The 26,810-nt window shown below is 36.2% G+C and carries 22 protein-coding genes and 3 pseudogenes; 6 read left to right on the top strand and 19 right to left on the bottom strand.

The annotated features are described in order from the left end of the window. Window positions 1–369: 369 nt before the first annotated feature. Complete coding sequence (locus ACFSCX_RS12575; protein ID WP_377928600.1) at window positions 370–2,043, bottom strand: ribonuclease J; 1,674 nt, start codon at window positions 2,041–2,043, stop codon at window positions 370–372. A gap of 148 nt (window positions 2,044–2,191) precedes the next feature. Between ACFSCX_RS12575 and ACFSCX_RS12570 the strand changes: the two genes are divergently transcribed. Next, the gene (locus ACFSCX_RS12570) at window positions 2,192–2,656 is read left to right on the top strand and encodes a S1 domain-containing RNA-binding protein (RefSeq protein WP_377928793.1); all 465 of its coding nucleotides are present in this window, start codon (window positions 2,192–2,194) and stop codon (window positions 2,654–2,656) included. Between the two features lie 214 nt (window positions 2,657–2,870). Continuing rightward, the gene (locus tag ACFSCX_RS12565) at window positions 2,871–3,527 is read left to right on the top strand and encodes a DsbA family oxidoreductase (RefSeq protein WP_377928792.1); all 657 of its coding nucleotides are present in this window, start codon (window positions 2,871–2,873) and stop codon (window positions 3,525–3,527) included. 53 nt (window positions 3,528–3,580) lie between these two features. Here ACFSCX_RS12565 and ACFSCX_RS12560 read toward each other — a convergent pair. The 13 genes and pseudogenes from ACFSCX_RS12560 to ilvA all read right to left on the bottom strand — a co-directional run. Beyond that, window positions 3,581–4,056 (bottom strand): annotated as a pseudogene (locus tag ACFSCX_RS12560) (FtsX-like permease family protein); the annotation flags it as partial. Between the two features lie 53 nt (window positions 4,057–4,109). Further along, the gene (locus tag ACFSCX_RS12555; protein WP_377928599.1) at window positions 4,110–5,276 is read right to left on the bottom strand and encodes a phosphoglycerate dehydrogenase; all 1,167 of its coding nucleotides are present in this window, start codon (window positions 5,274–5,276) and stop codon (window positions 4,110–4,112) included. Between the two features lie 13 nt (window positions 5,277–5,289). After that, a pseudogene (gene serC, locus ACFSCX_RS12550) lies at window positions 5,290–6,376 on the bottom strand (3-phosphoserine/phosphohydroxythreonine transaminase). A 91-nt stretch (window positions 6,377–6,467) separates the two neighbouring features. Then, on the bottom strand, window positions 6,468–7,058 hold the full coding sequence (leuD, locus tag ACFSCX_RS12545; RefSeq protein ID WP_377928598.1) for a 3-isopropylmalate dehydratase small subunit: 591 nt from the start codon (window positions 7,056–7,058) through the stop codon (window positions 6,468–6,470). Further along, window positions 7,055–8,476, bottom strand: coding sequence for a 3-isopropylmalate dehydratase large subunit (leuC, locus tag ACFSCX_RS12540; protein WP_377928597.1), 1,422 nt, complete (start codon window positions 8,474–8,476; stop codon window positions 7,055–7,057). The genes leuD and leuC overlap by 4 nt, the downstream gene beginning before the upstream one ends. Before the next feature lie 9 nt (window positions 8,477–8,485). Then, complete coding sequence (gene leuB / locus ACFSCX_RS12535) at window positions 8,486–9,604, bottom strand: 3-isopropylmalate dehydrogenase (protein WP_377928596.1); 1,119 nt, start codon at window positions 9,602–9,604, stop codon at window positions 8,486–8,488. Continuing rightward, the gene (locus ACFSCX_RS12530) at window positions 9,601–11,148 is read right to left on the bottom strand and encodes a 2-isopropylmalate synthase (protein WP_377928595.1); all 1,548 of its coding nucleotides are present in this window, start codon (window positions 11,146–11,148) and stop codon (window positions 9,601–9,603) included. Before ACFSCX_RS12530 ends, leuB begins: the two co-directional genes overlap by 4 nt. Then, window positions 11,135–12,190 carry a ketol-acid reductoisomerase gene (gene ilvC, locus ACFSCX_RS12525; protein WP_377928791.1) on the bottom strand — a complete coding sequence of 352 codons (1,056 nt, stop codon included), beginning with the start codon at window positions 12,188–12,190 and terminating at the stop codon, window positions 11,135–11,137. Before ilvC ends, ACFSCX_RS12530 begins: the two co-directional genes overlap by 14 nt. Window positions 12,191–12,216: 26 nt before the next feature. Then, the gene (gene ilvN / locus ACFSCX_RS12520) at window positions 12,217–12,486 is read right to left on the bottom strand and encodes an acetolactate synthase small subunit (RefSeq protein WP_377928594.1); all 270 of its coding nucleotides are present in this window, start codon (window positions 12,484–12,486) and stop codon (window positions 12,217–12,219) included. Beyond that, window positions 12,483–14,183: a biosynthetic-type acetolactate synthase large subunit gene (gene ilvB, locus ACFSCX_RS12515; RefSeq protein WP_377928593.1), complete on the bottom strand. Its 1,701-nt coding sequence runs from the start codon at window positions 14,181–14,183 to the stop codon at window positions 12,483–12,485. Before ilvB ends, ilvN begins: the two co-directional genes overlap by 4 nt. Before the next feature lie 26 nt (window positions 14,184–14,209). Beyond that, window positions 14,210–15,877: a dihydroxy-acid dehydratase gene (gene ilvD / locus ACFSCX_RS12510; protein WP_377928592.1), complete on the bottom strand. Its 1,668-nt coding sequence runs from the start codon at window positions 15,875–15,877 to the stop codon at window positions 14,210–14,212. Between the two features lie 24 nt (window positions 15,878–15,901). Next, window positions 15,902–16,804, bottom strand: coding sequence for a branched-chain-amino-acid transaminase (gene ilvE, locus ACFSCX_RS12505; RefSeq protein WP_377928591.1), 903 nt, complete (start codon window positions 16,802–16,804; stop codon window positions 15,902–15,904). 463 nt (window positions 16,805–17,267) lie between these two features. Continuing rightward, a complete protein-coding gene (ilvA, locus tag ACFSCX_RS12500) occupies window positions 17,268–18,527 on the bottom strand; it encodes a threonine ammonia-lyase IlvA (protein WP_377928590.1) in 1,260 nt (419 codons plus the stop codon). Between the two features lie 458 nt (window positions 18,528–18,985). Here ilvA and ACFSCX_RS12495 point away from each other — a divergent pair, with 458 nt between their 5' ends. Both ACFSCX_RS12495 and ACFSCX_RS12490 read left to right on the top strand, forming a co-directional pair. Next, on the top strand, window positions 18,986–19,249 hold the full coding sequence (locus ACFSCX_RS12495) for a hypothetical protein (RefSeq protein ID WP_377928589.1): 264 nt from the start codon (window positions 18,986–18,988) through the stop codon (window positions 19,247–19,249). 597 nt (window positions 19,250–19,846) lie between these two features. Further along, window positions 19,847–21,964, top strand: coding sequence for a peptidoglycan D,D-transpeptidase FtsI family protein (locus ACFSCX_RS12490; protein ID WP_465252670.1), 2,118 nt, complete (start codon window positions 19,847–19,849; stop codon window positions 21,962–21,964). Window positions 21,965–22,017: 53 nt separating this feature from the next. Here the strand turns inward: ACFSCX_RS12490 and ACFSCX_RS12485 are convergent, their stop codons facing one another. The 4 genes from ACFSCX_RS12485 to ACFSCX_RS12470 form a co-directional block, all read right to left on the bottom strand. Next, window positions 22,018–22,689, bottom strand: coding sequence for an AlkZ-related protein (locus ACFSCX_RS12485; protein WP_377928587.1), 672 nt, complete (start codon window positions 22,687–22,689; stop codon window positions 22,018–22,020). Between the two features lie 95 nt (window positions 22,690–22,784). Continuing rightward, window positions 22,785–22,931: a hypothetical protein gene (locus ACFSCX_RS12480; protein ID WP_377928586.1), complete on the bottom strand. Its 147-nt coding sequence runs from the start codon at window positions 22,929–22,931 to the stop codon at window positions 22,785–22,787. 244 nt (window positions 22,932–23,175) lie between these two features. Then, window positions 23,176–23,907: a BsuPI-related putative proteinase inhibitor gene (locus tag ACFSCX_RS12475; protein WP_377928585.1), complete on the bottom strand. Its 732-nt coding sequence runs from the start codon at window positions 23,905–23,907 to the stop codon at window positions 23,176–23,178. A gap of 416 nt (window positions 23,908–24,323) precedes the next feature. Then, window positions 24,324–24,542, bottom strand: coding sequence for a hypothetical protein (locus tag ACFSCX_RS12470; RefSeq protein WP_377928584.1), 219 nt, complete (start codon window positions 24,540–24,542; stop codon window positions 24,324–24,326). Between the two features lie 74 nt (window positions 24,543–24,616). Here ACFSCX_RS12470 and ACFSCX_RS25710 point away from each other — a divergent pair. After that, window positions 24,617–24,685 (top strand): annotated as a pseudogene (locus ACFSCX_RS25710) (helix-turn-helix domain-containing protein); the annotation flags it as partial. Window positions 24,686–25,160: 475 nt separating this feature from the next. Here the strand turns inward: ACFSCX_RS25710 and ACFSCX_RS12465 are convergent. Beyond that, on the bottom strand, window positions 25,161–25,676 hold the full coding sequence (locus tag ACFSCX_RS12465) for a GNAT family N-acetyltransferase (RefSeq protein WP_377928582.1): 516 nt from the start codon (window positions 25,674–25,676) through the stop codon (window positions 25,161–25,163). Window positions 25,677–26,147: 471 nt separating this feature from the next. On the opposite strand from ACFSCX_RS12465, the gene ACFSCX_RS12460 reads away from it, so the two are divergent. Beyond that, a complete protein-coding gene (locus ACFSCX_RS12460) occupies window positions 26,148–26,804 on the top strand; it encodes a hypothetical protein (protein WP_377928580.1) in 657 nt (218 codons plus the stop codon). The last annotated feature ends 6 nt before the right edge of the window (window positions 26,805–26,810 follow it).

Raw genomic sequence — 26,810 nt, 5'->3', positions numbered from 1 at the left:
TTTTTTGAAAACCTTTTCAAATTCGAACGTTGTTATGTAAACCATTGTATGCGTTTACAAAGCCTATTATAGGATTATTTTAATGAAGTGTCAAATTTTTTTTCGACCTTTATGAAGTTTTCGGAGTGAACATGCACTCGTGTATTCACGAGGAATTCATACTAATAAAGATTACATCATCAATCCTTTTGCTCTGTTAACTGCCGTGGTTGTATATGTTCAAACTTATACTTTAAACCTATTTCTGTCCATATATAATTCAATCTTAGGTACTGGGAGAATTTCGACTTTCTCTACGTACGTCTCTTCATGTACTTGGTGTGGTTGGTACAGAAAATTCGACAAGTGACTGGCACCTGTCGAATTTTTTTACACTTCTATGATGATAGGAAGTATCATTGGTTTTCTTTTCGTTTTTGAATAGATGTATTCCCCTACTGTTCTTTTTAGATCTTGTTTCAATGCACTCCAGTAGCTTCTGTTTCTGTCTTGAAAATTATTGACTGTTTTCTTAATTAGGTTATCAACATCATGTAATAGTCTTTCTGAATCTTTGATATACACAAATCCTCTCGATATTGTATCAGGATTCGAGATAAGCTTTTTTTCTGACTTGCTCATCGTTAATACAATTACGAGCATTCCATCCTCAGAAAGCTGTTTCCGGTCTCTTAAAACGATTTCTCCAACATCTCCTACACCCATTCCATCTACATACGTATTACCAGCTGGAATCGATCGTGTTTGTCTAGCAACTTGATTATCAATATCTACAACATCTCCATTGTTTAATATAAAGGTATGCCCAGACTCAACACCAACAGTTTCTGCTAATAATTTGTGTTGATGTAGCATTCTATATTCTCCGTGAATTGGAATAAAATACTTCGGCTTCATTAATGTAAGCATTAGTTTTAAATCCTCTTGATAACCATGCCCCGATACATGCATCCCCGTTGTAACTCCTGATCCATAAATCACTTTGGCTCCAAGGGCAAACAGATTATCTATAATTTTCGTGACACTCTTCTCATTACCTGGGATTGGACCAGCTGCTAAAATAACGGTGTCATCCTTTAAAACCTCAACTCCACGAAAATTCCCAGTTGAAAGTCTTGAAAGCGCAGCTAATGGTTCACCTTGACTACCAGTACAAAGTATAGCAACTTGTTCAGGGGGTAATTCATTAATTTCATGTTGATCGATAATCATCCCCTCTGGTACATCTAAATAACCACGAGCAATCGCCACCTCCACTACGTTAATCATACTTCTCCCTAATAGGGCTAATTTTCGATTTGTCTTCATTGCTGATTCTACTACTTGCTGAACACGACTTACATTAGACGCAAACGTAGAAACAATCACTTTTCTATTCGCTTTCATAAAAGCGTCATCCATGTGCTTCCCTACCATTTGCTCAGATGGTGTTAGTCCTGGTCTTTCTGCATTCGTACTTTCAGACAATAAAAGTAGTACACCCTTTTGACCAATTTCGGCCATCTTATGAATATCTGAATGTTGGTTATTTACTGGTGTTAAATCAAACTTAAAATCACCTGTATGAACGATTGTTCCATCTGCGGTGTTAAAGACAATACCCAAACAATCAGGAATACTGTGATTTACCTTAAAAAAGGAAACATCAATCTCCCCTAACTGTAGATTCGAATGAGAGTCGATTTCAATTAATTCTGACTCTCTTAAAATACGATGTTCTTTTAATTTCAACTCAATCAATCCAAGAGTAAACCTAGTAGCATATACAGGTACATTGAGTTTCTTTAAAAAATACGGAATACCACCAATATGATCTTCATGACCATGTGTGACTACAAGAGCTTTTATTTTCTCTTTGTTTTCTACCAGATAACCTATGTCAGGGATGATTAAATCGATTCCCAGTAAACTTTCGTCTGGGAATTTATTACCACAATCAATAATCACAATATCATTAGAATATTGAATAGCATACATGTTTTTTCCGACCTCATGTAAGCCACCTAAGGCAAAAATTGAAATTACATTTTCTTTTGTACCCAAGCTAAATCCTCCTGAATATATTATGTTTATTATCATAGTTTCTCCCTGAATTCTTGATTCAATTCTTTTTAATGTAATTTTTCCATCTATACACTGTTTAGATAATAGAAAAGTTGTTTATTATTTGGTATAATAGGGTCTCAACATTATTAAGGGGGAACTTCCAATCGAACTAGGTAGCAAGGTTAAAGGAAAAGTAACAGGAATTACTAATTTTGGAGCATTTGTTGAATTACCAGGCGGCGAAACTGGTCTTGTTCATATCAGTGAGGTCGCAGATAATTATGTTAAAGATGTAAATGACCATCTTAAAGTTGGTGACGAGGTTGAAGTAAAAGTTTTGAGTGAAAAAGAGGGAAAAATTTCTTTGTCTATTAAAAAAGCGATTGATAGACCTGAAAGAGAAACGAACTCTTACTCCAATCGACCTCCCCGCCAAGGAAGAGAAGATAGAAATTCAAGAGATTTTCGTTCTAAAGGTGGAAATTTCAAACCTAAGGAAAGCTTTGAAGACAAAATGGCTAAGTTTCTAAAATCTAGTGAAGAAAACCTGTCTATGCTTAAACGTAGCACAGAAACAAAACGCGGCGGTAGAGGCGGTAGACGCGGATAAATTAATTCTGCATGAATAGATAACGAAAAAGACAAGCAAATTGGAGCTTGTCTTTTTCGTGTTTTTCCTAATCCAAACTGTCCGATTATACAAGAAGCAATCCATTGGACTAAATGACTTTACGATAGATATACTAGTATAGAAAGCAATTTAGTTTGGAGGTAAGCATATGTTAATTGAAATGTGGACAGATTTTGCTTGACCATTTTGCTATATTGGCAAAAAGCGTCTGGAGGACGCTATTAACAAATTAGATCAACCAGTAAAAGTCGTGTATAAATGTTTTGAATTAGATCCAACGTCAGAGAGAGATGTAAATTATTCTATTTATGAAAAGCTATCCCAAAAATATGGAATGAGCTTGGATCAAGCTAAAGCAAGTGTTGCCAACATGATTAAAATGGGTAATGAAGTTGGAATTGAATACCAATATGATACGTTAATTTTAACCAACACGTTTGACGCTCACCGACTAGCTATGTATGCAAAAGAGCAAGGGTATATGCACGAGATGACAGAGCGTTTACTTCGTGCCCATTATTCTGAATCAAAACATATAGGTGACCATTCTACACTAATTGATTTAGCAGTTGAAGTTGGGTTAGATGGTAAATCTGTTGCAAACATGTTATCTAGTGATGAAATGAGTGATCAAGTTCGAAAAGATGAACAAGAAGCTTCAGAACTTGGAATTCGAAGTATACCTTATTTTCTTATCAATCGGAAGTATGCGATAACTGGGGCACAACCAACCGAAGTCTTTGTAAATTCGTTGCAGCAAATCCTTGAAAAAGACGGACCTTTTATTGAAGAGATAACAGAAAACGGTATTACTTGTGATGAAAATGGATGTGAAATACCGAAAAAATAATGATAAGACAGAGGGAATATACTCTCCTTCTGTCTTTTTTCTTCGATCATTACTTAGCAGTCTCCTTGAACGACGCTACATTTCTTTTGATGAATTTTTTTTAAATATTCTCTTAACGCATCGATTATATTCTCTTTTTTCACCTTTGAAATCGAGTATAGCATAGCAGTGCTTACAATAATAAAGACAGCAACAATTATATACATTATACCTAACCAAGGTAATTCAAAACCGTAGCTAAAGGTGTTCATTACTGATAGGTATATTAAATACATAACAGCAACACTTAGCGGAATTCCAAAAAAAAATAGATTTTAACCATAGAAAATTGTTTCATTCCAATCGACTTCAACATGGCAAACTCCCTTTTTCTTAATGAGATGATCGTTGAAATTGTATTAATGATATTGGCAATTGAAATGGCAGTAATTAAGAAAATGCATCCATACATAAAGACTGACTTTATCATCATCAACTGCTCTTCTTGTTATCTTGATTGATAGACGTTATAGTTATGGATATTACTTTCATCCTTTAATTCTTTATTTAAGAAAAATACAAGAAAGACTGTCGGTGTATACCTTAGATTATTCTAACTTTTTTTACCCCTGCTATTTGTAAAAGTTCAGTAATCAATGCTTCTTGATGATCAACTGTTCCATCTAAGTCCATCATCGTGTATGCCCATGCTTCCTTACTCCTATTCATCATATCCGCAATGTTAATCGAGTATCTAGCCATAATAGAAGTAATTTGACCAACCATGTTTGGAATATTTTGATGAACAACTGTCACCCTTTCCCTACCTATATATGGTAAATACACATTAGGAAAGTTAACTGAATTAGTTATATTGCCTGTTTCCAAGAAATTTTTTAATTGATGAGCAGCCATATAGGCACAATTCTCTTCTGATTCTATCGTTGATGCACCAAGGTGCGGGATTACAACCACATTTTTCATGGATAAGAGTTTTTCGTTTGGAAAATCAGTTATATAACTAGCAACAATGTTCGAAAGTAGAGCATTTTCCAAGGCAACTTCATCAACTAACTCTCCTCTAGAAAAATTCAGTAATTGGACTCCTTTTTTCATCTGTTGAAATGCCTTCTCATTTAGTAATTCTCTTGTTTCTTCTGTTAATGGAACATGCATAGTAATGTAATCACATGTTGAAAATATTTCCTCGATATTGTGTGCTCGCTTGACCTCTCGTGATAGTTGCCAAGCTGTGTTAACAGAAATGAACGGGTCGAATGCAAGAACTTCCATACCGAGGGATGCAGCATCGTTTGAAACTAATCCTCCAATTGCACCAACCCCAATCACGCCTAATTTTTTTCCACGTATCTCTACCCCTACAAATTCCTTTTTACCAGCTTCAACCAAAATTGGAACACTTTCGCCTTCTCCTATGAGACTATTAGTCCATTTAACGGCTTTAAATAAGTGTCTTGATGATGCGATTAAACTCATAATCACCAATTCTTTTACTGAATTGGCATTAGCACCAGGTGTATTAAAAACAATGATCCCTCTAGAAGTTAGATCATTGACAGGAATATTATTTATTCCAACTCCGGCTCTTGCAATAGCTAAAACGCTAGACGGGATGTGTGTATTATGTAAATTGTAACTTCTTAAGAGAATTCCATGAGGTGAATCATCAGCATTATTGTTAAAATTTTCACGATTTAGAACATCTAATCCTTTTGAGGAAATCGTGTTCAAAATTTGAATTTTATACACTATATCACCCCCTTTATGTATACTTTTTTTCAAATTCATATATGAAATCTACAAGCTTTCTTACACCTTCGATGGGCATGGCGTTATAAAGGCTTGCTCGCATACCTCCTGTAGATCGATGTCCTTCTAAATTCAATAAGCCCTTTTTCTTTGCTTCATATATAAATTGTTTATTAACAGATTCGGAGTTCGTAGTAAAAGGAATATTCATAAGGGAACGACTTGAAACGTCAACTCTTGAAAAAAACAATGTTGAATGATCTAAAATATCATAAAGCAAGGATGCTTTCACTTTGTTCTTCTCTTCGATTGCAGGAATCCCTCCATTGTTGTCTAACCATTCTAGTACTAATTTCATGACATATATACTGAAAGTAGGTGGCGTATTATATAACGACCGTGACTTTATAAAGGTTCGATAGTTTAGCATAGTTGGAAAACTTTCTGGAAGTTCACATAATAAATTTTCTTTGAGAATGATAACGGTGAGACCAGCAGGACCTAGATTTTTCTGTGCACCTGCATAGATGAGCCCAAACTTCGATACATCATAATGCTGGGATAATATATTAGAAGACATATCGGCAATAAGTGGGAGTGTTTCTGATATCCTCGGAATAATATGATAGCTTGTGCCTTCAATTGTGTTATTCGTTGTAATATGCAAATAACTAGCCGATTGTGAAATAGAAGAAAAATCTATAGATGGTATATAAGTAAAGTCTTTATCTTCGGAAGAAGCAATAATTGAGACCTCTCCAATTTTTCTTGCTTCCTCAATTGCTTTTATCGACCATGAACCGGTTTCAACATAGTATGCTTTTTTTGAATTGATTAATAAGTTCATGGGAATCATTGAAAATTGAAGAGATGCCCCGCCCTGTAAGAACAATACATGATAATTCGGTGAGATATTCATTAATTTACGAAGCAACTCTTCTGTCTTATCCATAATGTCAGAAAAGCTCTCAGATCGGTGACTCATTTCTAATACAGACATTCCTTGATCATTGTAGGAAAGTAATTTCTTCCTTAACTTGGTGTAAGACTTGTAATGGTAATACAGATGGACCTGCTGAAAAATTAAATACACGGTCCATATTCAACCTCCTTATGCAAAAAGTGTATTAACTTGTTCTTATAAATAAGCTGAGCTAATAAGGATTAGTTTATTAGATCCGTCCGCAAAAATTATAGAAAGTGACATTTCTTTTCAAAGTTAGATATATATAAGTTATATTTCTCTGTTAATCCAATATCATCTAAACCTTCTATTAACATTCTCTTTCGATAAGGATCTGTCTCGAATATAAAAGCTAACCCATCCTTATTAGTAATCGTTTGTTGAACAAGATCAATTGTTAGTTCATAGCTTGTTTCCCTTACTGCTTCAAACAATAATGCAACTTCTCTTTCAGAAAGTCTAATAGGTAATAAGCCATTTTTAAAACAATTGCTATAAAAAATATCAGCGAAGCTAGGGGCAATAAGGACTTTAAAACCATAATCTAAAAGTGCCCATGGTGCATGTTCCCTCGATGAACCACACCCAAAGTTCTGTCCAGCTATCAGTATGCTAGCACTTCTATAGCAGGATCTATTTAAAATGAAGGTAGTGTCTTCTGTACCATTCTCTTTGTATCTCCAATCATAAAACAAAAATTGGCCGAAACCAGATTTTTCAATCCTTTTTAAAAACTGTTTCGGGATCATTTGATCAGTATCGACGTTTGCATATGGTAAAGGGGCTACGAATCCGGTATGAATTGTAAAGGGTTTCATTGATTCACACTCTCCATTTCCATTAGCTCACTTACATTTACAAAATGACCATGGATTGCAGAAGCTGCTGCTGTAATAGGACTTACTAAGTGGGTTCTCGCTCCTCGACCTTGTCTCCCTTCAAAGTTTCGATTCGAAGTAGATGCACAACGCTTTCCGGGTGGAACAAAATCTGGATTCATACTTAAGCACATACTACATCCTGATTCCCTCCATTCAAAACCTGCCTCTTGAAACACTATATGAATTCCCTCTTGTTCGGCTTGTGCCTTAACGTGTTTAGAGCCAGGTACTACTAATGCCGTTACATGATTAGCCACTTTTTTCCCTTTAATGAACGAGGCTGCTTCTCGTAAATCTTCAATTCTCGAATTCGTACACGATCCTATGAATACATAATCAATTTTTATCTCCTTTATTTTTGTACCTGGAACTAAATTCATATAGTCTAAAGCTTTCTGGAGTGCAAGGCGCTCTTGTTCTGTTTGAAATTCGTCTGGAGAAGGGATTACTCCATTTACACTCCCTCCCATCGAAGGATTGGTTCCCCATGTAACCTGGGGCTCTAGCTGAGAGATATCAAAATATATTACTTTATCGTACGTAGCATCCTCATCAGAAACTAAAGATTTCCATTCAGACACGAACTGGTGATATTGCTTTCCTTTTGGAGCGTACTTTCGACCTTTTATATAAGAAAACGTCACCTCATCTGGCGCTATTAGCCCAGCTTTGGCTCCAGCTTCAATCGCCATATTACAAATGGTCATACGTTCTTCCATTGTCATTTTCAGAACAGTATCCCCTGTAAATTCGATAATATAACCTGTTCCAAATTCTACACCGTATGTAGCAATCAATCCAAGAATGATGTCCTTAGCTGTGGTCCCAATCAGTGGTGTTCCTGTAATTTCAACTTTTAAACTTTTGGGTCTAGTTTGCCATAAGCATTGAGTAGCAAGAACATGTTCAACCTCGCTTGTTCCAATTCCAAAAGCTAATGCACCAAAAGCACCATGTGTCGATGTATGACTATCACCGCAAACAATTGTTTTTCCTGGAAGTGTTAATCCAAGTTCTGGGCCAATTACATGTACAATACCTTGTTCATCGCTTGACAGATTAGCAAGATGTATACCGAATTCGGTGCAATTTCTTTCTAGTGTTGTTAATTGATTTAATGCAATCTCATCCTCTATCTCAAATGGGTTCTTAGTTGGTACATTATGATCTACAGTCGCGAATGTGAGATCTGGCCTTCTTACTTTTCGATCTGTTAGACGAAGTCCCTCAAATGCTTGCGGAGATGTCACTTCATGTATCAAATGTAAATCAATATAAAGTAAATCAGGTTTATTGTCTTCTTGGTAGACAATATGTTGATCCCATATTTTTTCTACTAATGTTCGCGGTTTCAATTCGTTCACCTACCTACATTTCTCATAGAAATTAACGAGCTCATAATCCAGATATTTATTTTGAATAGCGTCTCTAACTAATGCCCCCATCTCAGATGTGGAGACAAATGTTTTTCCTTCATCTGCTAAATCCTTTGTTCTGTATCCTTCAAGTAAAATCGAATGGACAGCTCCCTCTATGCACTCCGCCTCTTTCGAAAGTCCAAACGAATATCGAAGCATTAAAGCTACAGATAAAAAAGCAGCTAAAGGATTTGCCACATTTCTCCCAGCAATATCAGGTGCTGAACCATGAATTGGTTCATACAAACTTGGACCATTTCCTATACTTGCAGAAGGTAACATACCGATAGATCCCGTTAATACCGATGCTTCATCACTTAAAATATCACCGAACATATTCTCTGTAACAATAACATCAAATTCGATAGGTTTCTTTATTAATTGCATAGCTGCATTGTCAATATACATATGTTCTAATTTAACATCACTGTACTCAATAGATAATGCATCTGCTATTTCTCTCCACAATCGGCTACTTTCTAATACATTTGCCTTATCGACTGAAACAAGTTTTCGTTTCCTTAATCTAGCTAATTCAAATGCTTCTCTTACAATTCTCTCTATCTCATATCTTTTGTATACTAGTGTGTCAATAACCTCTTCCCCTTCTAGTCCTATCCTTCTTTCTCTCGGTGTACCGAAGTATAAGCCCCCCGTTAACTCTCTTACAATGCAAAGATCTACTCCCATTATGACGCTGTCCTTTAATGGGGAGCTCTTAGTTAATGGTGGAATTACCTTTACAGGACGAAGGTTTGCAAATAACCCTAGTTGTTTTCGAAGCTGTAGTAATCCTGTTTCAGGACGGATTTCAACAGGTAAATGATCCCATGCTGGACCTCCTACAGCCCCGAGTAAAATGGCATCACTTCTCTTACAAAGCTCCACTGTTTCTTCTGGTAGAGGTGTTCCATAATGTTCAATGGCAACGCCACCCACCTTTCCTTCACGAAACGAAAAAGAGCAGTTGTATAATTTCTCAATTTCTTTTAAAAGAAGAACAGATTCAAACATAACCTCTGGTCCAATTCCATCTCCAGCTAGTAGAGCAATGTTAAAACTCATAGAGCCTCCACTCCTTTTGTTTGATGTTCAAACCACACCTTCACCAAACTTCGGTTAACAGCATCGAAATAAGCTTTTGCAGAAGCCTCTAGAACATCTGTTTCTATACCGCGACCTGAGCTAATGTGTCCATCATACCTTACTTTTACATACACCTCTGCTATGGCATCATTTCCATTTGTTGTAGATTGAATACGATAGTCCACCAGTTCACTAGGTTGTTTCAATATTCTAGAGATCGTATTATAAACCGCTTCAACACTACCTTTTCCCGTTGCTGATTCCTGTATCCTGAATCCCTCGGGTGTTTCCACTCGAATGGTTGCTGTTGGAATAATGTTCGAACCATATGAAACTTGTAATAATTCAAGTTTATAACCTGCACCGATTTCTTTGATAGAGGAGTCCAACATGAGTGCAAAGATATCATCTTCAGTAACTTCCTTCTTTTTTGAAGTTAGCTCCTTAAATGCATGAAATAGCTTTTTTTCTTCATCTTCATTTAAAGATATTCCTAGTTCCTTGCACTTTTCTTTAAACGCATGACTACCAGAATGTTTACCTAAAACCATTTTATTTGACCCTAATCCGATCATCTCGGGCTCGATTATTTCATACGTTTGTTTATTCTTTAACACTCCATCTTGATGAATGCCAGACTCGTGTGCAAAAGCGTTTAAACCAACTACAGCTTTATTTTGGGGAACTATCATTCCTGTAAACTTACTTACGAGCTGACTTGTTCGAATCGTTTGTTTTAAATCAATGTTTGTATCCACCTTGTATTCATCGTTTCGAATTCGTAATGCAACAACAATTTCTTCTAATGATGCGTTTCCTGCTCGCTCTCCTATACCGTTAATAGTCCCCTCTACTTGATGAATCCCCTTTTGAATGGCTGCAAGACTATTTGCAACTGCAAGACCTAAATCATCATGGCAATGAGCAGATAGCTTTACTTTGTTTATATTTGGTACTGTTTTCATCAAATATGAAAATAGCTCACCATATTCTTGTGGTGTTGAGTACCCGACCGTGTCTGGAATATTGATGACTTTTGCTCCTGCATCAATCACGTTCGTAATAATTCTTGATAAAAAATTCCAATCACTCCGTGTCGCATCCTCAGCGGACCATTGTATATGTGAAAAGTAATGCGACGCATATTTTACTGACCAAACAGCCTTTTCAATAACTTCTTCTTGAGTTAAATGTAATTTATACTTCATGTGAAGTGGTGAAGTGGCAATAAATAAATGAATTCCTGAGTTCTTTGCGTCTTTTAGGGCTTCATAGGCAACATCAATGTCTTGTTTATTGGCTCTTGCAAGACCCACTATCATACATTGTTTAACTGTTTCAGAAATTTGTTTGACTGATTGAAAGTCCCCTTCTGATGAACAAGGAAATCCTGCCTCTATCATGTCTACACCATATCTTTCTAGTTGCTTAGCAATCTCTACTTTTTCATGTGGATGTAAATTCACACCAGCAGATTGTTCACCATCACGTAAGGTTGTATCAAAGATATCAACTTTTCGCATTTGTGACCAAGCCTTTCTTTTTTGTGTGTATAAATGGCATTTTAGCCCTCATCTCTTTGCCTATAATCTCAATAAGGTGGTGATTTTCCTTGCGATTTACAGCATTGAAAACTGGCCGGTTTGTCTGGTTCTCTAAAATCCAATTCTTCGCAAATTCTCCATTTTGTATCTCCGATAAAAGTTTTTCCATTTCTAGTTTCGTAGAATTTGTAACGATTCTAGGTCCTGCTGTAAAGTCTCCCCATTGTGCTGTGTCTGAAATCGAATATCTCATCCCTTCTAATCCAGACTCATAAAGAAGGTCAACAATAAGCTTTAGCTCATGTAAGCATTCAAAATAAGCGACCTCAGGCTGGTATCCAGCTTTAGTTAAAGTCTCAAATCCGGCTTTAATAAGTGCCGTTGTACCACCGCACAATACGGCTTGCTCTCCAAATAGGTCTGTTTCCGTTTCTTCCTGAAAGGTAGTTTCAATGACCGCCGCCCGGCCTGCTCCAATTGCCTTGCAATAGGATAAAGCTAGTTCTCGTGCAATTCCACTAGCATTCCTGTAAACAGCAAACAATGCAGGAACTCCCCCACCTTCTTCGAACACACGTCTAACTAGGTGACCTGGTCCTTTTGGAGCAACTAAAAAAACATCCACATCAGTTGGGGGAACGACTTGATTGAAATGGACATTAAATCCGTGAGCAAACGCTATTGCCTTTCCTGGTGAGAGATATGGTTTAATCTCATTATTGTAGACTTCTGGCTGTTTCTCATCTGGTAGCAATACCATCACCACATCAGCTAGATCAGTAGCCTCAGCAACGGACAGGACTCTAAATCCATCCTGTATAGCTTGATCCCTTGACTTGCCGTGCCTTACACCAACTATTACCTCAACTCCACTTTCTCGAAGATTTTGAGCATGTGCGTGTCCTTGTGATCCATATCCAATGATTGTTACACGCTTACCTTTTATTAGTTCTAAAGAAAGATCTTGGTCATAAAACATGTTTGCCATGTTAGAATCACTCCTTTTATAATGATGATTAATCCCTTCTATCTATTAACTTTTCCTATCTAACCTCTTGCATTTGTAAAATTCTGATAATGTTGATTAAAATCGGTAATTTGTAAAACATCAATTTGTTTTTCTAACTGTCTTTTTATCTGCTCTACCTCTTTCTCTTCATTAATAGAGACTACCACTGTTAGAAGCGACATTTGCTTTCCGTCTAGTGGTCCTACTGATAAACTATCAATATTTAACCCTTTTCTTAAGAATAAGTTTGTGAGTCTATTCAATACACCAAGCTGATTATTTACGATCATTGATAGCGTTCTTTTCAAGGTTTGACACCTACCATTTCGTGAATTCCTTTACCTGGTGAAACCATTGGGTATACATTTTCAGTCTTGGTTATCCGGCAGTCTAAAATAATCGGTTCATTTAAATCAATCGCGGCTTTTAAATTATGGATAAACGAGTCTTCACTTTGAATGACAACACCTTTTAAACCAAATGCGGAAGCTAGTTTTACATAATCCGGTTGATCAGGAAGCAATGAATGTGAATACCTACCATCGTAAAAAATTTCCTGCCATTGGCGAACCATTCCCATAGATTGATTGTTAACAATCACTACCTTAATGGGTAGCTTGTAATGAGTTAACAATGCAAGCTCTTGCATGGTCATCTGAAACCCTGCATCGCCTAGAATTGCGATTACCAACTCATTAGGTTGTGCAATTTGTGCACCAATTGCTGCTGGTAATCCGAACCCCATTGTTCCTAATCCACCAGAGGTTACCCACTTATTCGGCGAGTCAAATCCGTAGAATTGAGCAGCCCACATCTGATGCTGTCCGACGTCCGTTGTTATCACCGCATTCCCATTTGTACAGGCGTGAATGGACTCTATTAATCTCTGTGGTTTAAAGGAATGTAAATCATCTTCATACCAAAGTGGAAACTCTCTCATAAGTTCTGATAAATAATCATGCCATTCTAGAAACGTTGATGTATAGCTTTCTTCATTTAGTAGGTGTAAAGTCTCCTTAGCATCACCTACGATTGGTATATGCGTAAAAACATTTTTACCGATTTCAGCTGGATCAATGTCTATATGAACTACTGTTGAAAATTTAGCAAAATGCTCTATATTACCTGTTAAACGATCATCAAAACGAGCACCAATATTGATCAATAAATCACATTCATATAAGCCCATATTGGCAGCATACGTACCGTGCATACCGCCCATACCTAAAAATAATGAGTGACTTGCCGGAAAACTTCCTAGACCAAGTAGCGTATTTACTACCGGAATCTTTGTCTTTTGAACAAACGTTAATAGTTCACCATTTGCTTTTGAAAGTAATATCCCGGCACCTGCAAGGATGATTGGTTTTTTAGATGAATGAATAGCCTCAACTAGAGTAGTTAACGCACTTTTGTCTGGGTTTGAAACAACCTGATAACCAGGTAAGTGCACATGTTCTGGGTAATGAAACAAACAAGCAGCGGCACTAATATTCTTTGGTATATCGATTAACACAGGTCCCGGTCTTCCGGTTGTGGCAATGTAAAACGCCTCTTTAATCGTCCTAGGCAAGTCTTTTACATCACGAACTTGATAATTGTGTTTTGTTACAGGTGTGGACATACCTAAGATTGGAGCTTCTTGAAAGGCATCTGACCCTAAAGCGAAATCATTTACCTGTCCTGTAAAAACTACAAGAGGTAGAGAATCCATCATGGCATCCGCTAATCCGGTCATAATATTTGTTGCACCTGGCCCTGATGTTGCAATCACAACTCCTGGCTTACCAGATATTCTTGCATATCCCTCTGCTGCATGTATGGCTCCTTGTTCGTGACGAGGTAAAATATGAGGAATACCTCCGTCAAATAAAGCGTCATAAATATTTAATACTGCACCACCTGGGTAACCAAATACAACCTCAACATTCTCTTCCTTCAAAGCTTCTACTAACATTTTTGAGCCGGAAAGGATTTGACTCGTTTTCTCTTCGAGCGTTTTCACTTTATATTTGCCACCTCCTTAAAATGCTATATTTTTAATACTGCACCTGTATTTGCTGACGTTACAAGCTTTGAATATCTCGCTAAATATCCTGTTTTCACTTTTGGTTCTGGCTTAATCCATTGTCTTTTCCTAACTTCAAATTCATCATCAGAGACATGTAAATGAATGGTTCTCATTTCGAGATCGATTGAAATCAAATCACCGTTTTCTACAAATGCAATTGGACCTCCCTCTGCTGCCTCTGGGGAGATATGACCAATTGAGATACCTCTAGTTGCACCAGAAAATCTACCATCTGTTAGCAACGCTACCTTTGTAGATAATCCTCTTCCTGCAATTGACGATGTTGGAGCAAGCATTTCTGGCATACCAGGTCCACCCTTTGGTCCTTCATAACGAATCACTACAACGTGACCTTCTTTAACAAGACCTGAATCAATCCCCTCTTGTGCTTCATCTTGGGACTCAAAAATTATAGCCTCTCCCCGAAATCTTTTAATAGAAGGGTCTACTGCGCCGACTTTTATCACACTACCTTTTGGAGCGAGATTACCGAATAAAGCTGATAATCCTCCAACTGGGCTATATGGGTCCTCTTTTCTGCGAATCACGTTATCATTTATGATTTCAGAATGTTCAACTGTTTCCCGTAATGTGCGTCCCGAGACGGTCATTCGATCCGGGTGAATGGCACCATCGATTTTGCATAGTTCTTTAATAATCGCACTTACCCCACCAGCCTCATGAACATCTTGCATCGAAAAGTCAGACGCAGGAGAGATTTTTGAAAGATACGGAACTTTTTCTGCTATTTTATTAATATCTGACAGCTCATACTCAATTTCGGCTTCATGTGCAATTGCTAATGTATGTAATACGGTGTTGGTTGAGCCCCCCATGGCCATGTCAAGAGCAAAAGCATCATCTATAGCCTCTTTCGTTATGATGTCTCTAGGCCGAATATCTTTTTTCACTAATTCTATTAAATGTTTAGCTGCTTCTTTAATAAGCTTGTGTCTGTCGTCTGAAGTGGCCACAATCGTTCCGTTTCCTGGCAACGCTACCCCAAGCATTTCCATTAACGTATTCATCGAATTTGCTGTAAACATTCCTGAGCATGACCCACAAGTAGGACAGGCACTTGACTCAATTTCTAACAGCTCTTCTCGACTTAGTGTTCCAGATAGAAAACTTCCAACTCCTTCAAACACTGATACTAAAGAAAGTGGTTTTCCATCCTTACTTTTCCCCGCTTCCATTGGACCACCAGATACAAACACAGCTGGTACATTTGTTCTAACCGCTGCCATTAGCATACCAGGGGTGATTTTGTCACAATTTGGGATATAAAAAACACCATCAAACCAGTGAGCATTAATAACCGTCTCAGCTGAATCCGCAATCAACTCACGACTTGGTAAGGAATAACGCATCCCTATATGTCCCATGGCAATCCCATCATCTACCCCTATCGTGTTGAATTCAAATGGAATACCGCCTGCCTCTCGAATAGCTTCTTTTACGACTTCTGCAAATTTGTTTAAATGCATATGTCCCGGAATAATATCAATATATGAATTACAGACCCCAATAAAGGGTTTATCCATATCTTCATGCTTGACTCCAGTTGCGTATAGCAAGCTTCGATGAGGTGCACGATTGACACCCTTTTTAATCATGTCACTTCTCATTTTTATACCTCTTCCTTTTTTTATTTAGCCTGCTTGAATCTTTTCAGATGGATATATTTTCATTCCATCCTTAACAACGTGATTTCGAAACGCATGTAGAAGAGCTTGTGTATGTGGGCCAGGTTTTCCATCTGATATTACTCTTCCATCGATTTTTACAACTGGAATCACTTCGGCGGCGGTTCCTGTTAAGAATACTTCGTTTGCAACATATACATCATGCCTTGTAAAAGGTAATTCTTTTACGACATAGCCCAGATCTTTGGCCAAATCCATGATAGCGTTACGTGTAATTCCTTCTAATGCTCCTACATAACTAGGTGGCGTAATTAACTCACCTTTTTTTACAAGAAAGATATTTTGTCCCGATCCTTCGGCAACATAACCTTCTGTATTAACGGTTAACGCCTCATCTGCACCGGCGTTTGTCGCTTCAACTTTGACCATAATATTATTCAAATAGTTAAGCGATTTCACTTTAGGACTTAAAATATCTGGTCGACTTCTTCTTGTAGGTACCGTTACCATTGAAATTCCATTTTCATAAAGCGCTTTTGGAAATAAGGCAAGCTGCTCCGTGATAACAACAACATTCGGTTGATGACATTTAGTAGGGTCTAGTCCGAGATCACCTGCCCCCCTAGATACAACTAATCGAATATATGCAGTGTCGTGAAATTGATTTTTTCTTAGTGTATCAATGACAATTTGCTCCATTTCTTCTACGGAATAAGGTATTTCGAGAAGGATGGACCTAGCAGATTCGTATAAGCGTTCAATATGTTCACGAAGACGAAATACGTTTCCTGCGTACATTCGAATACCTTCAAATACTCCATCTCCATACAAGAATCCGTGGTCATACACAGAAACAACAGCTTTTTCTTTTTCAACTAGCTCTCCATTCAAATAAATCCATTTACTCATTTTTCAACTCTCCTTTTCTATTGAAAATTAAGACGACAAAAAGCCCCTACAAACAGGAATGATTTCAAGCAGTCAGGAGTAGGAGCTGCAAGAATCAAGACCTGCCGCAGAGGCTTTTGTCCTCACGGTGTACACCAAGTAATAAGTGCTTGTGTCGCTTGGACCAGTCATGCTATGTTTTTTCTAGCATCGGAACCCTAGACACACTCTTGATTATGAGTACGATTTTTGAAGTTACTGTTTAATATCTTATTTTTTTGCTATTGTAATACCGAATAAATTGGGAGTCAACACCAATTTTAGATTATTCTGACAATACTGACAATTTATAAAACGCTTACATCATTGTCCAATTAACAAAGAAAACGCTTCCAAAAAATGTTCAAAAAAATTTTTTTCTTACAAAAAAAAGAATGAGACATTATAGCCTCATTCTTTCTAAGATAGGTTGTAATTTTTACGTTTATATTAATAAGTTGAACAAATTAGGATCTTTATTAATTTCTAAATATGTAAACCCTTTTTTCTTCATATTCTCAATTAAATTGTCATAGTCCTCTTTGGACTTAAGTTCAACCCCTACTAAAACAGGTCCTTTATCGCGATTGTTTTTTTTTGTATATTCAAACCTTGTAATATCGTCATTTTTCCCTAAAACATCATGCATAAACTCACGAAGTGCACCTGCTCTTTGAGGGAAATTAACAATGAAGTAATGTTTAAGTCCTTCATAGATTAACGAGCGTTCTTTAATCTCTTGCATTCGGTCAATATCATTATTTCCACCACTTACAATACAAACTATATTTTTCCCTTTAATTTGTTCCCTATAATCGTTAAGTGCGGCAATTGACAATGCTCCTGCCGGTTCTGCAATTATTGCATTCTCATTGTATAAAGATAAAATCGTTGAACAGATTTTCCCTTCTGGTACAACTACAATATCATCAACTAATTCCCGAGTCATCTCAAAAGTAAGGTGTCCTACTTGCTTCACTGCGGCACCGTCCACAAATTTATCTATACAATCTAATGTAACAACTTCATTTTTCTCAATTGAACTTTTCATACTTGCAGCACCTGCTGGTTCTACCCCAATTATTTTGGTGTCTGGGCTCATACTTTTTACGTAGGAGCCAACACCTGACACTAATCCGCCACCACCGATACTCATAAATATATATGAAATTGGCTCCTCCATCTCTTGAAGAACCTCAACTCCAATCGTCCCTTGGCCCGTTATTGTCATATAATCATCAAACGGATGAATAAAGTTCATTCCGTGAGTTTTACAATAACGAATAGCTGTTTCATAGGAATCATCAAATGAATCACCTGTTAATATCAGTTCGATTTCTCTTCCACCAAAGAATTCAACACGAGCTATTTTTTGTCTAGGTGTCGTTGAAGGCATAAAGATTTTCCCTTTAATACCCAAAGCTTTACAAGCAAAGGCAACTCCTTGAGCATGATTGCCTGCACTAGCACAAACAATTCCCCTCTCCCTTTCTTCGCTAGTTAAACTTTGCACATAATAATAGGCACCTCTTAATTTAAATGATCGAACCTTTTGCAAATCCTCACGTTTTAAAAAAACATTACATTCATATTGTTCAGATAAAATCTCATCCTTTTGACACGGGGTTTTATGAACAATATCCTTTAATACATGATACGCCCTTAAAATGTCTTCTACTTTTACACGCTGAAGGGTTTTTGTCATAGGGACAACCTCACTCTCAAACAGTTTGAATTTTCCAAAAATAATGATAGAAAATATTGTAACACAACTCTTGATACGAGACAGTTTATGAAAACCCTTACATTTCATATTTTTTTCGTGTTTTTATGCTTTTTTTCTACAAATTTTTCTCTATGACCTGAGACTCAAAGATTATCATTCCTTCACAATTTGGTTACATTCATCAGGCTTTTCCATATTTAGTAGATGACCAGCACCAGCTATCTTTTACATGTTTTGAATGTATGACTTTTTAAATCATTCATACACCCCACATTTGTCTTTTCTTACTTTATGACATAAAATTAATTACTTTTAAACATAATTATACAACATCATTAACACTTATTTGAATAAGAAAACTATTCGTGTTAAAAAATGTAGTAGACTCAAATAATTAACGATCTTTTATCCTACGCCAAATAAATGGAGTGAGAATGTTGAAGATTGATGGAATAATCATTTCAGGGGAATTCGATGAACTGAATAATGAATTTTATTTACAACGAGTAAAATATCATAACACCGCATCAATTCTAAAAAAGACCCAATGGAGCTACTTATATCATTATTTGAAAGGCCATTCTGATAATAAGGACGGACAAATTATTACACTTTATGACCAAATGTTAATTCCCCTTTCACAAGAAGAGATTCGGCAATTTATTGACGACCTCGAAACATTAGAACCTAAATATCATTAAAAGAACAAAAGGCTCAGGGCGCCCCGTTTATCCTCAGGCATAGCAAATGTTCCTTGAAGAAAAAGGGCGCTCTTTCCCTTTTACTCTTCAAGGGTTATTTGACCAAGGAAAAAGTGATTTTTCTTTTTCCCTCGAGTAGGATGAAATTGCGACGATCTTTGCAATTTCATCTTGACTGGGCGCTGGAGCCGGATTACTACGAACATCACTCAGTTATCCACAAATAGTGAGCATACATAATTCCTAAGCAATGAGAAAGACCGAGTGTCAATGACACTCGGTCTAACTTGATTTGCATTTGTGATAAACAATGAATGAGTACATTGAAAAAAAAAATCGTTCTGTAAAAAAATACAACCCTTATTTGAATATAATGTGAATGAAATGGGTTCTACTTGCCTACCGATTTCTTGAAAATTCTTCATTACTATATTTTGCCTAGATATATTTCAATTCTTTTCTTATAAAATAGAAGTATTCATATATGACTTCCATCATAAAACACATTATAATACAGAAGAAATATAAATTATAACTTTCTAATTGAATATAAGTATAATAGATATATAGCTTTTAGCAGCGAAGGAGTTGTTTCAAATTAAAACGAAAAAAAATCCGATACCATTTCGGCTAAACCTTCTATTTGTTTTTGTATTTTTATTATTTACTCTTCTCATTTTACGTTTAGGGTTAATTCAGATTGTCCATGGTGAAGATTACAAAAAAGAGATTGCTAGAACGGAAAATGTTCACGTTTCAACACAAGTTCCCCGCGGAAAAATGTACGATCGCAATGGAGAGATTATTGTAAATAACAAGCTTGTCAATGCGATAACATATACTAGAACACAAGAAACATCACAAAGCACCATATTAGATCTTGCCGAAAAGCTCTCCACTCTGATTGAAAAAGAAACGGATAAATTAACGGAAAGAGATTTAAAGGATTTTTGGATCTTAACTCATAGAGATGAAGTGAAAGAATTATCATCACAAATAAAGTCGGATAACCCTGAGATAAAAGATGATGAAATCTACAAACAAATTATTGAAACACTGTCATCGGAACAAATCGATTCATTTTCACAAGAAGAATTGGAGGTAGCAGCCATATTCCGTGAACTTAACAGTGGATATGCCCTATCACCTGTGACGGTTAAAGATAAAACACTAACCAATGAAGAATTAGCTGTTGTAGCTGAAAACCTAGATTCTTTACCTGGTATCACTATTACCTCAAACTGGGATCGAAAGTACGAAATTGAAGGCACTCTCCGCTCTGTTCTAGGTAACATCACGACAAGTGAAGAAGGACTTCCACTGGAATCTCTTGATTACTTTTTATCTAGAGGTTATAACCGGAAAGACCGTGTTGGAAAAAGCCAGCTTGAACAACAATACGAGGATGTCTTAGTAGGACAAAAAGGACAAATTCAGTTTATTACGAATAAAGCTGGCGCTATTTTACAAAGTGAGGTAATAAGAGAGGGAGTACCAGGGAATGACCTCGTACTATCTATTGACTTTGAACTCCAGCAAGAAGTGGAAAAAATTCTTATTGAGGAGCTCATTAATGCAAAGGAAAAACCTGGTGCTACATTTTTAGATCGTGCTTTTGTCGTCCTTATGCATCCTCAAACAGGTGAGGTTTTATCATTAGCTGGGAAACAAATTTCTAAAAAAGATGGATCCTATGAAATTCAAGACTATGCCCTTGGGACTATCACTTATGCAACTGAAGTTGGTTCAGCTGTAAAAGGTGCTACTGTTTTATCTGGATTTGACTCAGGTGTTATTCGTCCGGGAGAAGTTATTCGAGATCAAAGGATGAGTTTAAAAGGAACACCTGACAAAGGATCTTATAAAAATCTAGGTCCAGTTAATGATCTTCAGGCCCTGCAAAAGTCTTCAAACGTCTATATGTTCCATATTGCCTTACGTTCGCTTGGATCAAACTACTACTCTGGTATGGCTGTACCACGTAATACAGAAGCCATTGTTCAGTTCCGTAATTACTTTAATCAATTTGGTTTAGGTGTTCCAACAGGAATTGACTTACCTTATGAAGAGGATGGGTATGCAAGTAATGATATTTTCCAGTACCCTGGGTTATTCCTAGACTTCGCAATCGGCCAATATGACACATATACTCCGATGCAGCTTGCTCAATATATTTCAACAATCGCTAATGGAGGCTATCGTATGAAGCCGCAATTAGTACATGAAATTAGACAGCCTACTATCTCGGATTCATTAGGTCCAATATTAAAGCCATTTACACCTGTTGTTCTTAATAAAATTGATATGTCACAGGAACATCTTCTTCGAGTACAACAAGGGTTTAAACAAGTAATGGAGCCAGGTGGTACGGCGGGAAGTTGGTTTAGTGACAAAGCCTACAAACCTGCTGGAAAAACTGGTACTGCCCAAAGGCCATATTATGATGTCAACACAAAAACGTCCCATCAATTAAACAACTTAACATTAGTAGGTTATGCACCATATGACCAGCCTGAAATTGCATTTTCAATTGTCGTTCCATTCCTTGACAATGACCAGAATCCAGTTAATAAAATCATTGGTGAGAGAGTGCTAGATAAATATTTTGAGTTGAAAGTGAATCGTGAAGGTATTACATCTGATACAACTGAGGGTGAAGAGGATGAAAAGCTTGAAACAGACGATTCCTCTGGTGAAGAACAAGCGAATGATTAAGATAAACATAAAACAACAGACTCATTTTTCCCTATGAGTCTGTTGTTTTATGTTTATTTAAATATCTTCTTAAACTTCTTAACTGAAACAGGACTTGCAAATTGAGCAAAGAATTGTAGTAGATAATCCTTTGCTTCCTCCCTTTTCATAATTATTTCTTGAATCCCATTTCGACTAGACCATGATTCATACGTTTCAAATGCTGTACTGTTCCACCCATTCTTTTCTCCATTTTCATCTTTTTGTTCTTTTATTCCTGAAATTACAATATCCATGGTTCCTTGCAGTTCCTGCAGGGCATGATCAAAAACCTTTTTATTTTCCTTATCCTGTAAACCTGCTTTTTTTCTAAGCACTCTTGTGTCTATTCCAGCCTCTTCATCAATGATTTTATAGATTGATAAAGCTTCTCGTGAGACATTGCCCTTTAAGTAGCGATCTTCAACAAATTCATTGTACCCCAACACTTTCTTGACATATGGGAGCAGATCCCTCGAAATTAATATAGATTTCTTCTGAATGAATTTCCCGTATCCTGCGACTCCGTCTGTTGAAAATTTTGTTCTCCAGATCCAAGGATCATATTCTGTATCAGTATGCCAGCTTTCTTTTGACGTAATACTATTTAAGGATGGATATTCTGGTACTAATGAGGCTAGAGGTAGGAAGCCAATCTCATTAATGATTTTTACAGCATCTTCATATGTTTTCACTTTATAATCCATGATTTTACTCCTATATAAAAGTTTAATACATTACTTCAACAAAAAAGACCACTTCTCCTTCTTGAAGAAATGGCTCTGATGAATATTTGTTTAATTTATTGCATGGGTACCCATCCTGCTCGCCAGCTTCCATCCTCTAGCTTGACAAGTTGAAAGTCAATAATCATTTCCTCATTCACCAACTGAAATGAAACAACTGTTCTCGTTGGATCAATTGGACGTAGAATAAAAATTACGTACACCTTCTAATTTCTTAAAAAATGCATTGTTTCCTTTTTTGGCTTCTTCAGTTGCATAATCAGTTAGAAATCGCTCAAGCGGCATATTATCATCTTCCATTGGATGTAAATGGAATAATGTTTCAAAGTCCTCCTGCTTTTTTGAATACATATAAAGTTGGAAAACTTCAAATGGAGTAAGTACTTTTAGTGCTTCAGTTGATTTATTATGTTTAATATCTCGGTATATGGAAACGAGCTTCTCATTTTAAGCGAGCACTGATGTATCTTGTACTACTTTCTTTGTAGGAACCACGATGTGGATAATAGTAGGTGCCTCAATTTCTGTCACGGTATAGGAGATTTCTACTTCATCTCCTTCTTCTAATGTCGAAATTTGCTCAATCGCTATATCAGTCAGTTGAAATGTTTTTACCTCCCCATTTACATCAAACTCAACAGAGTGGTTGTCCGCCCACCCAACTAATTTGCCTTTTTCTTTATGATAGATTGAATTTTCAATAGTTATATCCGTAGTAATTTTGCCTTCTTCTCCATTAGATGTAGTAAACATAACTAATTGATACTTCCCATCAGGTAATTCAGACATCATGAAGTCTGTGATGATAGATTCATTTGGTTCTAGAATCTGCTCCTCAATAGCTTGAGTAACCATAAATTGACTTGAATGTTGATAAAGTAAATCACCATTTTCATTAAACAGCATACAATCTGCACGTAATCCATTAGGAAATGTGAGAGTTTGTGACTGTCCAGAGACATTTTTGAACTCATATGTTATGCCGATAGTACCTGAATCACTATGCAGTTCATAGGAGGATAAAAACTTTCCTTCGTCTTGCTTTAAGTCCTCTTTCTCTTCCATTTTATCTGGAATGGCAGATACTTCATCCTGCTGTATTGATTTTGTTCCACAGCCAGCTAATAAAGATGTAATTAAAATTGATGTTCCCACTATATATAGAATCTTTTTTTTCATTGTAGTTGATCTCCTTATTTTTCGTATCTTTTTTTGCACGCTTAACATGTTAGACGTAGAACTTTATAAAAGGATTCACTTTGTTATATGGTATTTAAAGAGACCAAACTTATTTGTTGACTAGTAAGTTGTCTGAATTTACGAGGCATAGAAATGTTGTGTTCTAGCCCTAGCTCGTTCAGATGCACTTTTTGAAAACATATACATAGATACAGCTAGCAAAAACAAGCAAACAACAAAAAAACCAAATTGAAACATACTCTTCCTCCTACAAGTAAAAATTTATTATCCCTTTACCAGCTTATGTAAATCCCGTAAATCTCTTCTTTTGTTGGATGACCCATTTTTTCTCCACTTTCCGTTATAACTTCCATTACCGTCAAATCTGTAATGAACTTTTGACCCACCTGTAAATTTCACATAAGGTCTAACTTCCTTATTATTCCATTATGGTCTATAGTTTCATGCCATGTTTTTTTTAGACCTGTTGCAGGGTTCCACTCTCTTAATACTCTTCTCCCTGCCATTTCACCAGCTTTAGTAGCCGGGGGTATCTCACCATAGTATCTAATTCTTCCATCTGATAGTTCTCTTACTCCTGCTTTTCCATACTTTTCACTTTGCTGATAATGCATTTTTAATTTATCAAAATGAGCAGCACTATGTGCAGGATTACCTTTACGCTCAGTAAAACGTATTCTTTGTTTATCTAACGACCTTAGAAACGGTATGCAAACTGTTAGACATCGACATTCAGGAGTTAATCAAGGTGGAATAGTCCTCACTATAATAATCGTTCCATGTACGTCAAAGTTGCAAAAAAACTTAAAATGCAGAGAGAAAGCGAAGGTAGGTTTTTATTGAATAGAAATGGTGTAACTGATTATTCTTCGCTTTATTTACTCCAAATAATAGGGGCTAGTAGGGTATATGTTTTTAAAGTGTATGCACTTTAAAAACACTAAAAAATTACATAGGTTTTATATCAATGACATATAACTTTTCTCTTAAAAGTTATTTACAAAGCACTCCTTACCCATTAACCTATAATAAAAAAAGGGTGCCAAAAAGTAATTTTGACACCCTCCACAACTTACATATTTGTAAAATCTTGTTTAAGTTTGTTCCATATTTTTAGAAACTCATCCTGACTTATTTAGACTGCCGCCGCTTTGTTGAACTAACGTTCTCTGTTAGCTCAATTTCAAACAGTATATGGGTTCATCATGGAAACCTTTTTCAATTTCACCTGCTCATTTTGTTCGCTCTACAGAATACAGAAAAAATTCCATATCTATATTCCTAAAATTCTTAGTATCTTTATCAATAATATTCATACCGTTTCGAACAGCAACTTTTTGAGCGGCTATATTTGTGTCCCTAATAATAGAATAAACCCTATTTGCATTAAGAACTGAAAAAGCGTATTCGTTGCAAGCAATTGCCGCTTCTGTTGCGTAACCTTTGTGCCAATACGCTTTTTGAAACAAAAATCCTATTTCCAAAATTTCTTTTTCTCTCCAGCCTTGCATTGTCAAGCCACATTGACCAATCATTTCGTTTGTTTCTTTTAATACAACAGCCCAAAGTCCAAAACCATATTCTTCATATCTTTTAAGATGTCTGTTAAGCCAATTTTGTGCTTCTTCTAAGTTGAATGCTCTTTCATAAGCAGCACGCATTACTTCCTCATCACACAATATTCCGCACAATGCATCATAATCGGACTGCCCCATTTCTCTAATTATAAGACGTTTTGTTTCTATCAAAAATCTCCCACCTTTCTATTGTATCAATAACCTTTCAAAAATTCCTTATCCTGCCCGTTAGCTTAACCAACGGGCACCAGTTGCTAGTCTATTACTTTATTTTCTAAGTCTACAACTTTATTTTCCTAGTCTAACACTTTATTTTTCAATCTAATACTTTATTTTCTTCTGACAGTCTTTGGGAATAACACAAAATTTATTTTGTGTTATATTTTTTTAATCCTTTTGTTCCAAATATAGAGTTGTCGACCTCTTTTTATGCCCTATTTTGGTTCTGTGTTGCTACTAAGTATGAATAAAAGAAATCGGATAGTTGTTTTCCATATTACCAACTATGATCATATTGCTCCTACCTCTTCTCTATTTTAAGAACCTAACTTAAGTACTTTTCCTTATTTCTTGTTTGTAATAGTTAATCTATTATATAAGAAAGGAAAAAGAAGGAAAAAATCAGTGTTTTAGGAGGTAAATATGTTTAAAATCCTTAAAATAATTGCTTTTGTTATTATATTACTCGTAGCATGTGAACCAAAGCCAGATGATGTTAGTTCAGATATTGAATCAAAGGAAGATGAAAATAAGAATGGCTACATTGAAGGAATGCCAGATCACATCTATGAAGATGCAGACGAAAAAGAAGTTCTTATTGCTCCAGAAGGTACAGAAAAATTAATTACTCTTGAAGTAGTCGATAATACAGAACAACTTCCGAAGGAAAAAAAACTCAATAATGGAAAAATATATCACTTAATGTGTGGTGAATTTCTTGGAACTTATTGTTTCTATTTACCTTCACACTACTCATTTATGAGTGTTGATTTAGAGGATGGATTTCAATTTGTAGATAATAATGACATTGGGCTTGGTTTTCACTCGGAGAATTATGAACTGAAGGATATTAGGAATAATAACTATACTTTAGCAATCAGTAAAAGTGGAATAAATATCATAGAGGAAGATTTATTGCCATATATTGAATACATAGGAAGTCATCAATTACTATCCCTCCGTACCTCATCATTTTATGTAGAAGAACACAATCTTGAAGTAACCATCTTGTACACCAATGTAATTGAAAGAGAAGAAGTCGTAGAAAGCTTAAAAACAATAATCAAGGTAGAGAGATAACACCTC

It is taken from the genome of Bacillus salitolerans, assembly GCF_042680805.1.
Classification (GTDB): domain Bacteria; phylum Bacillota; class Bacilli; order Bacillales; family SA4; genus Bacillus_CJ; species Bacillus_CJ salitolerans.
The sequence above is the reverse complement of the archived record's forward strand: the minus strand, read 5'-3'. Positions and strand labels throughout refer to the sequence as shown.

What these genes read in the sequence shown, in the direction of transcription:
- ilvE (WP_377928591.1), bottom strand. Translation starts at nt 16,804, where the DNA reads ATGAGTAAATGGATTTATTTGAATGGAGAGCTAGTTGAAAAAGAAAAA.
- leuD (WP_377928598.1), bottom strand. Translation starts at nt 7,058, where the DNA reads ATGAAACCCTTTACAATTCATACCGGATTCGTAGCCCCTTTACCATAT.
- ACFSCX_RS12460 (WP_377928580.1), top strand. Translation starts at nt 26,148, where the DNA reads ATGTTTAAAATCCTTAAAATAATTGCTTTTGTTATTATATTACTCGTA.
- ACFSCX_RS12470 (WP_377928584.1), bottom strand. Translation starts at nt 24,542, where the DNA reads ATGCATTATCAGCAAAGTGAAAAGTATGGAAAAGCAGGAGTAAGAGAA.
- ilvD (WP_377928592.1), bottom strand. Translation starts at nt 15,877, where the DNA reads ATGAGAAGTGACATGATTAAAAAGGGTGTCAATCGTGCACCTCATCGA.
- leuB (WP_377928596.1), bottom strand. Translation starts at nt 9,604, where the DNA reads ATGAGTTTTAACATTGCTCTACTAGCTGGAGATGGAATTGGACCAGAG.
- ACFSCX_RS12530 (WP_377928595.1), bottom strand. Translation starts at nt 11,148, where the DNA reads ATGCGAAAAGTTGATATCTTTGATACAACCTTACGTGATGGTGAACAA.
- ACFSCX_RS12475 (WP_377928585.1), bottom strand. Translation starts at nt 23,907, where the DNA reads ATGAAAAAAAAGATTCTATATATAGTGGGAACATCAATTTTAATTACA.
- ilvA (WP_377928590.1), bottom strand. Translation starts at nt 18,527, where the DNA reads ATGACAAAAACCCTTCAGCGTGTAAAAGTAGAAGACATTTTAAGGGCG.
- ACFSCX_RS12485 (WP_377928587.1), bottom strand. Translation starts at nt 22,689, where the DNA reads ATGGATTATAAAGTGAAAACATATGAAGATGCTGTAAAAATCATTAAT.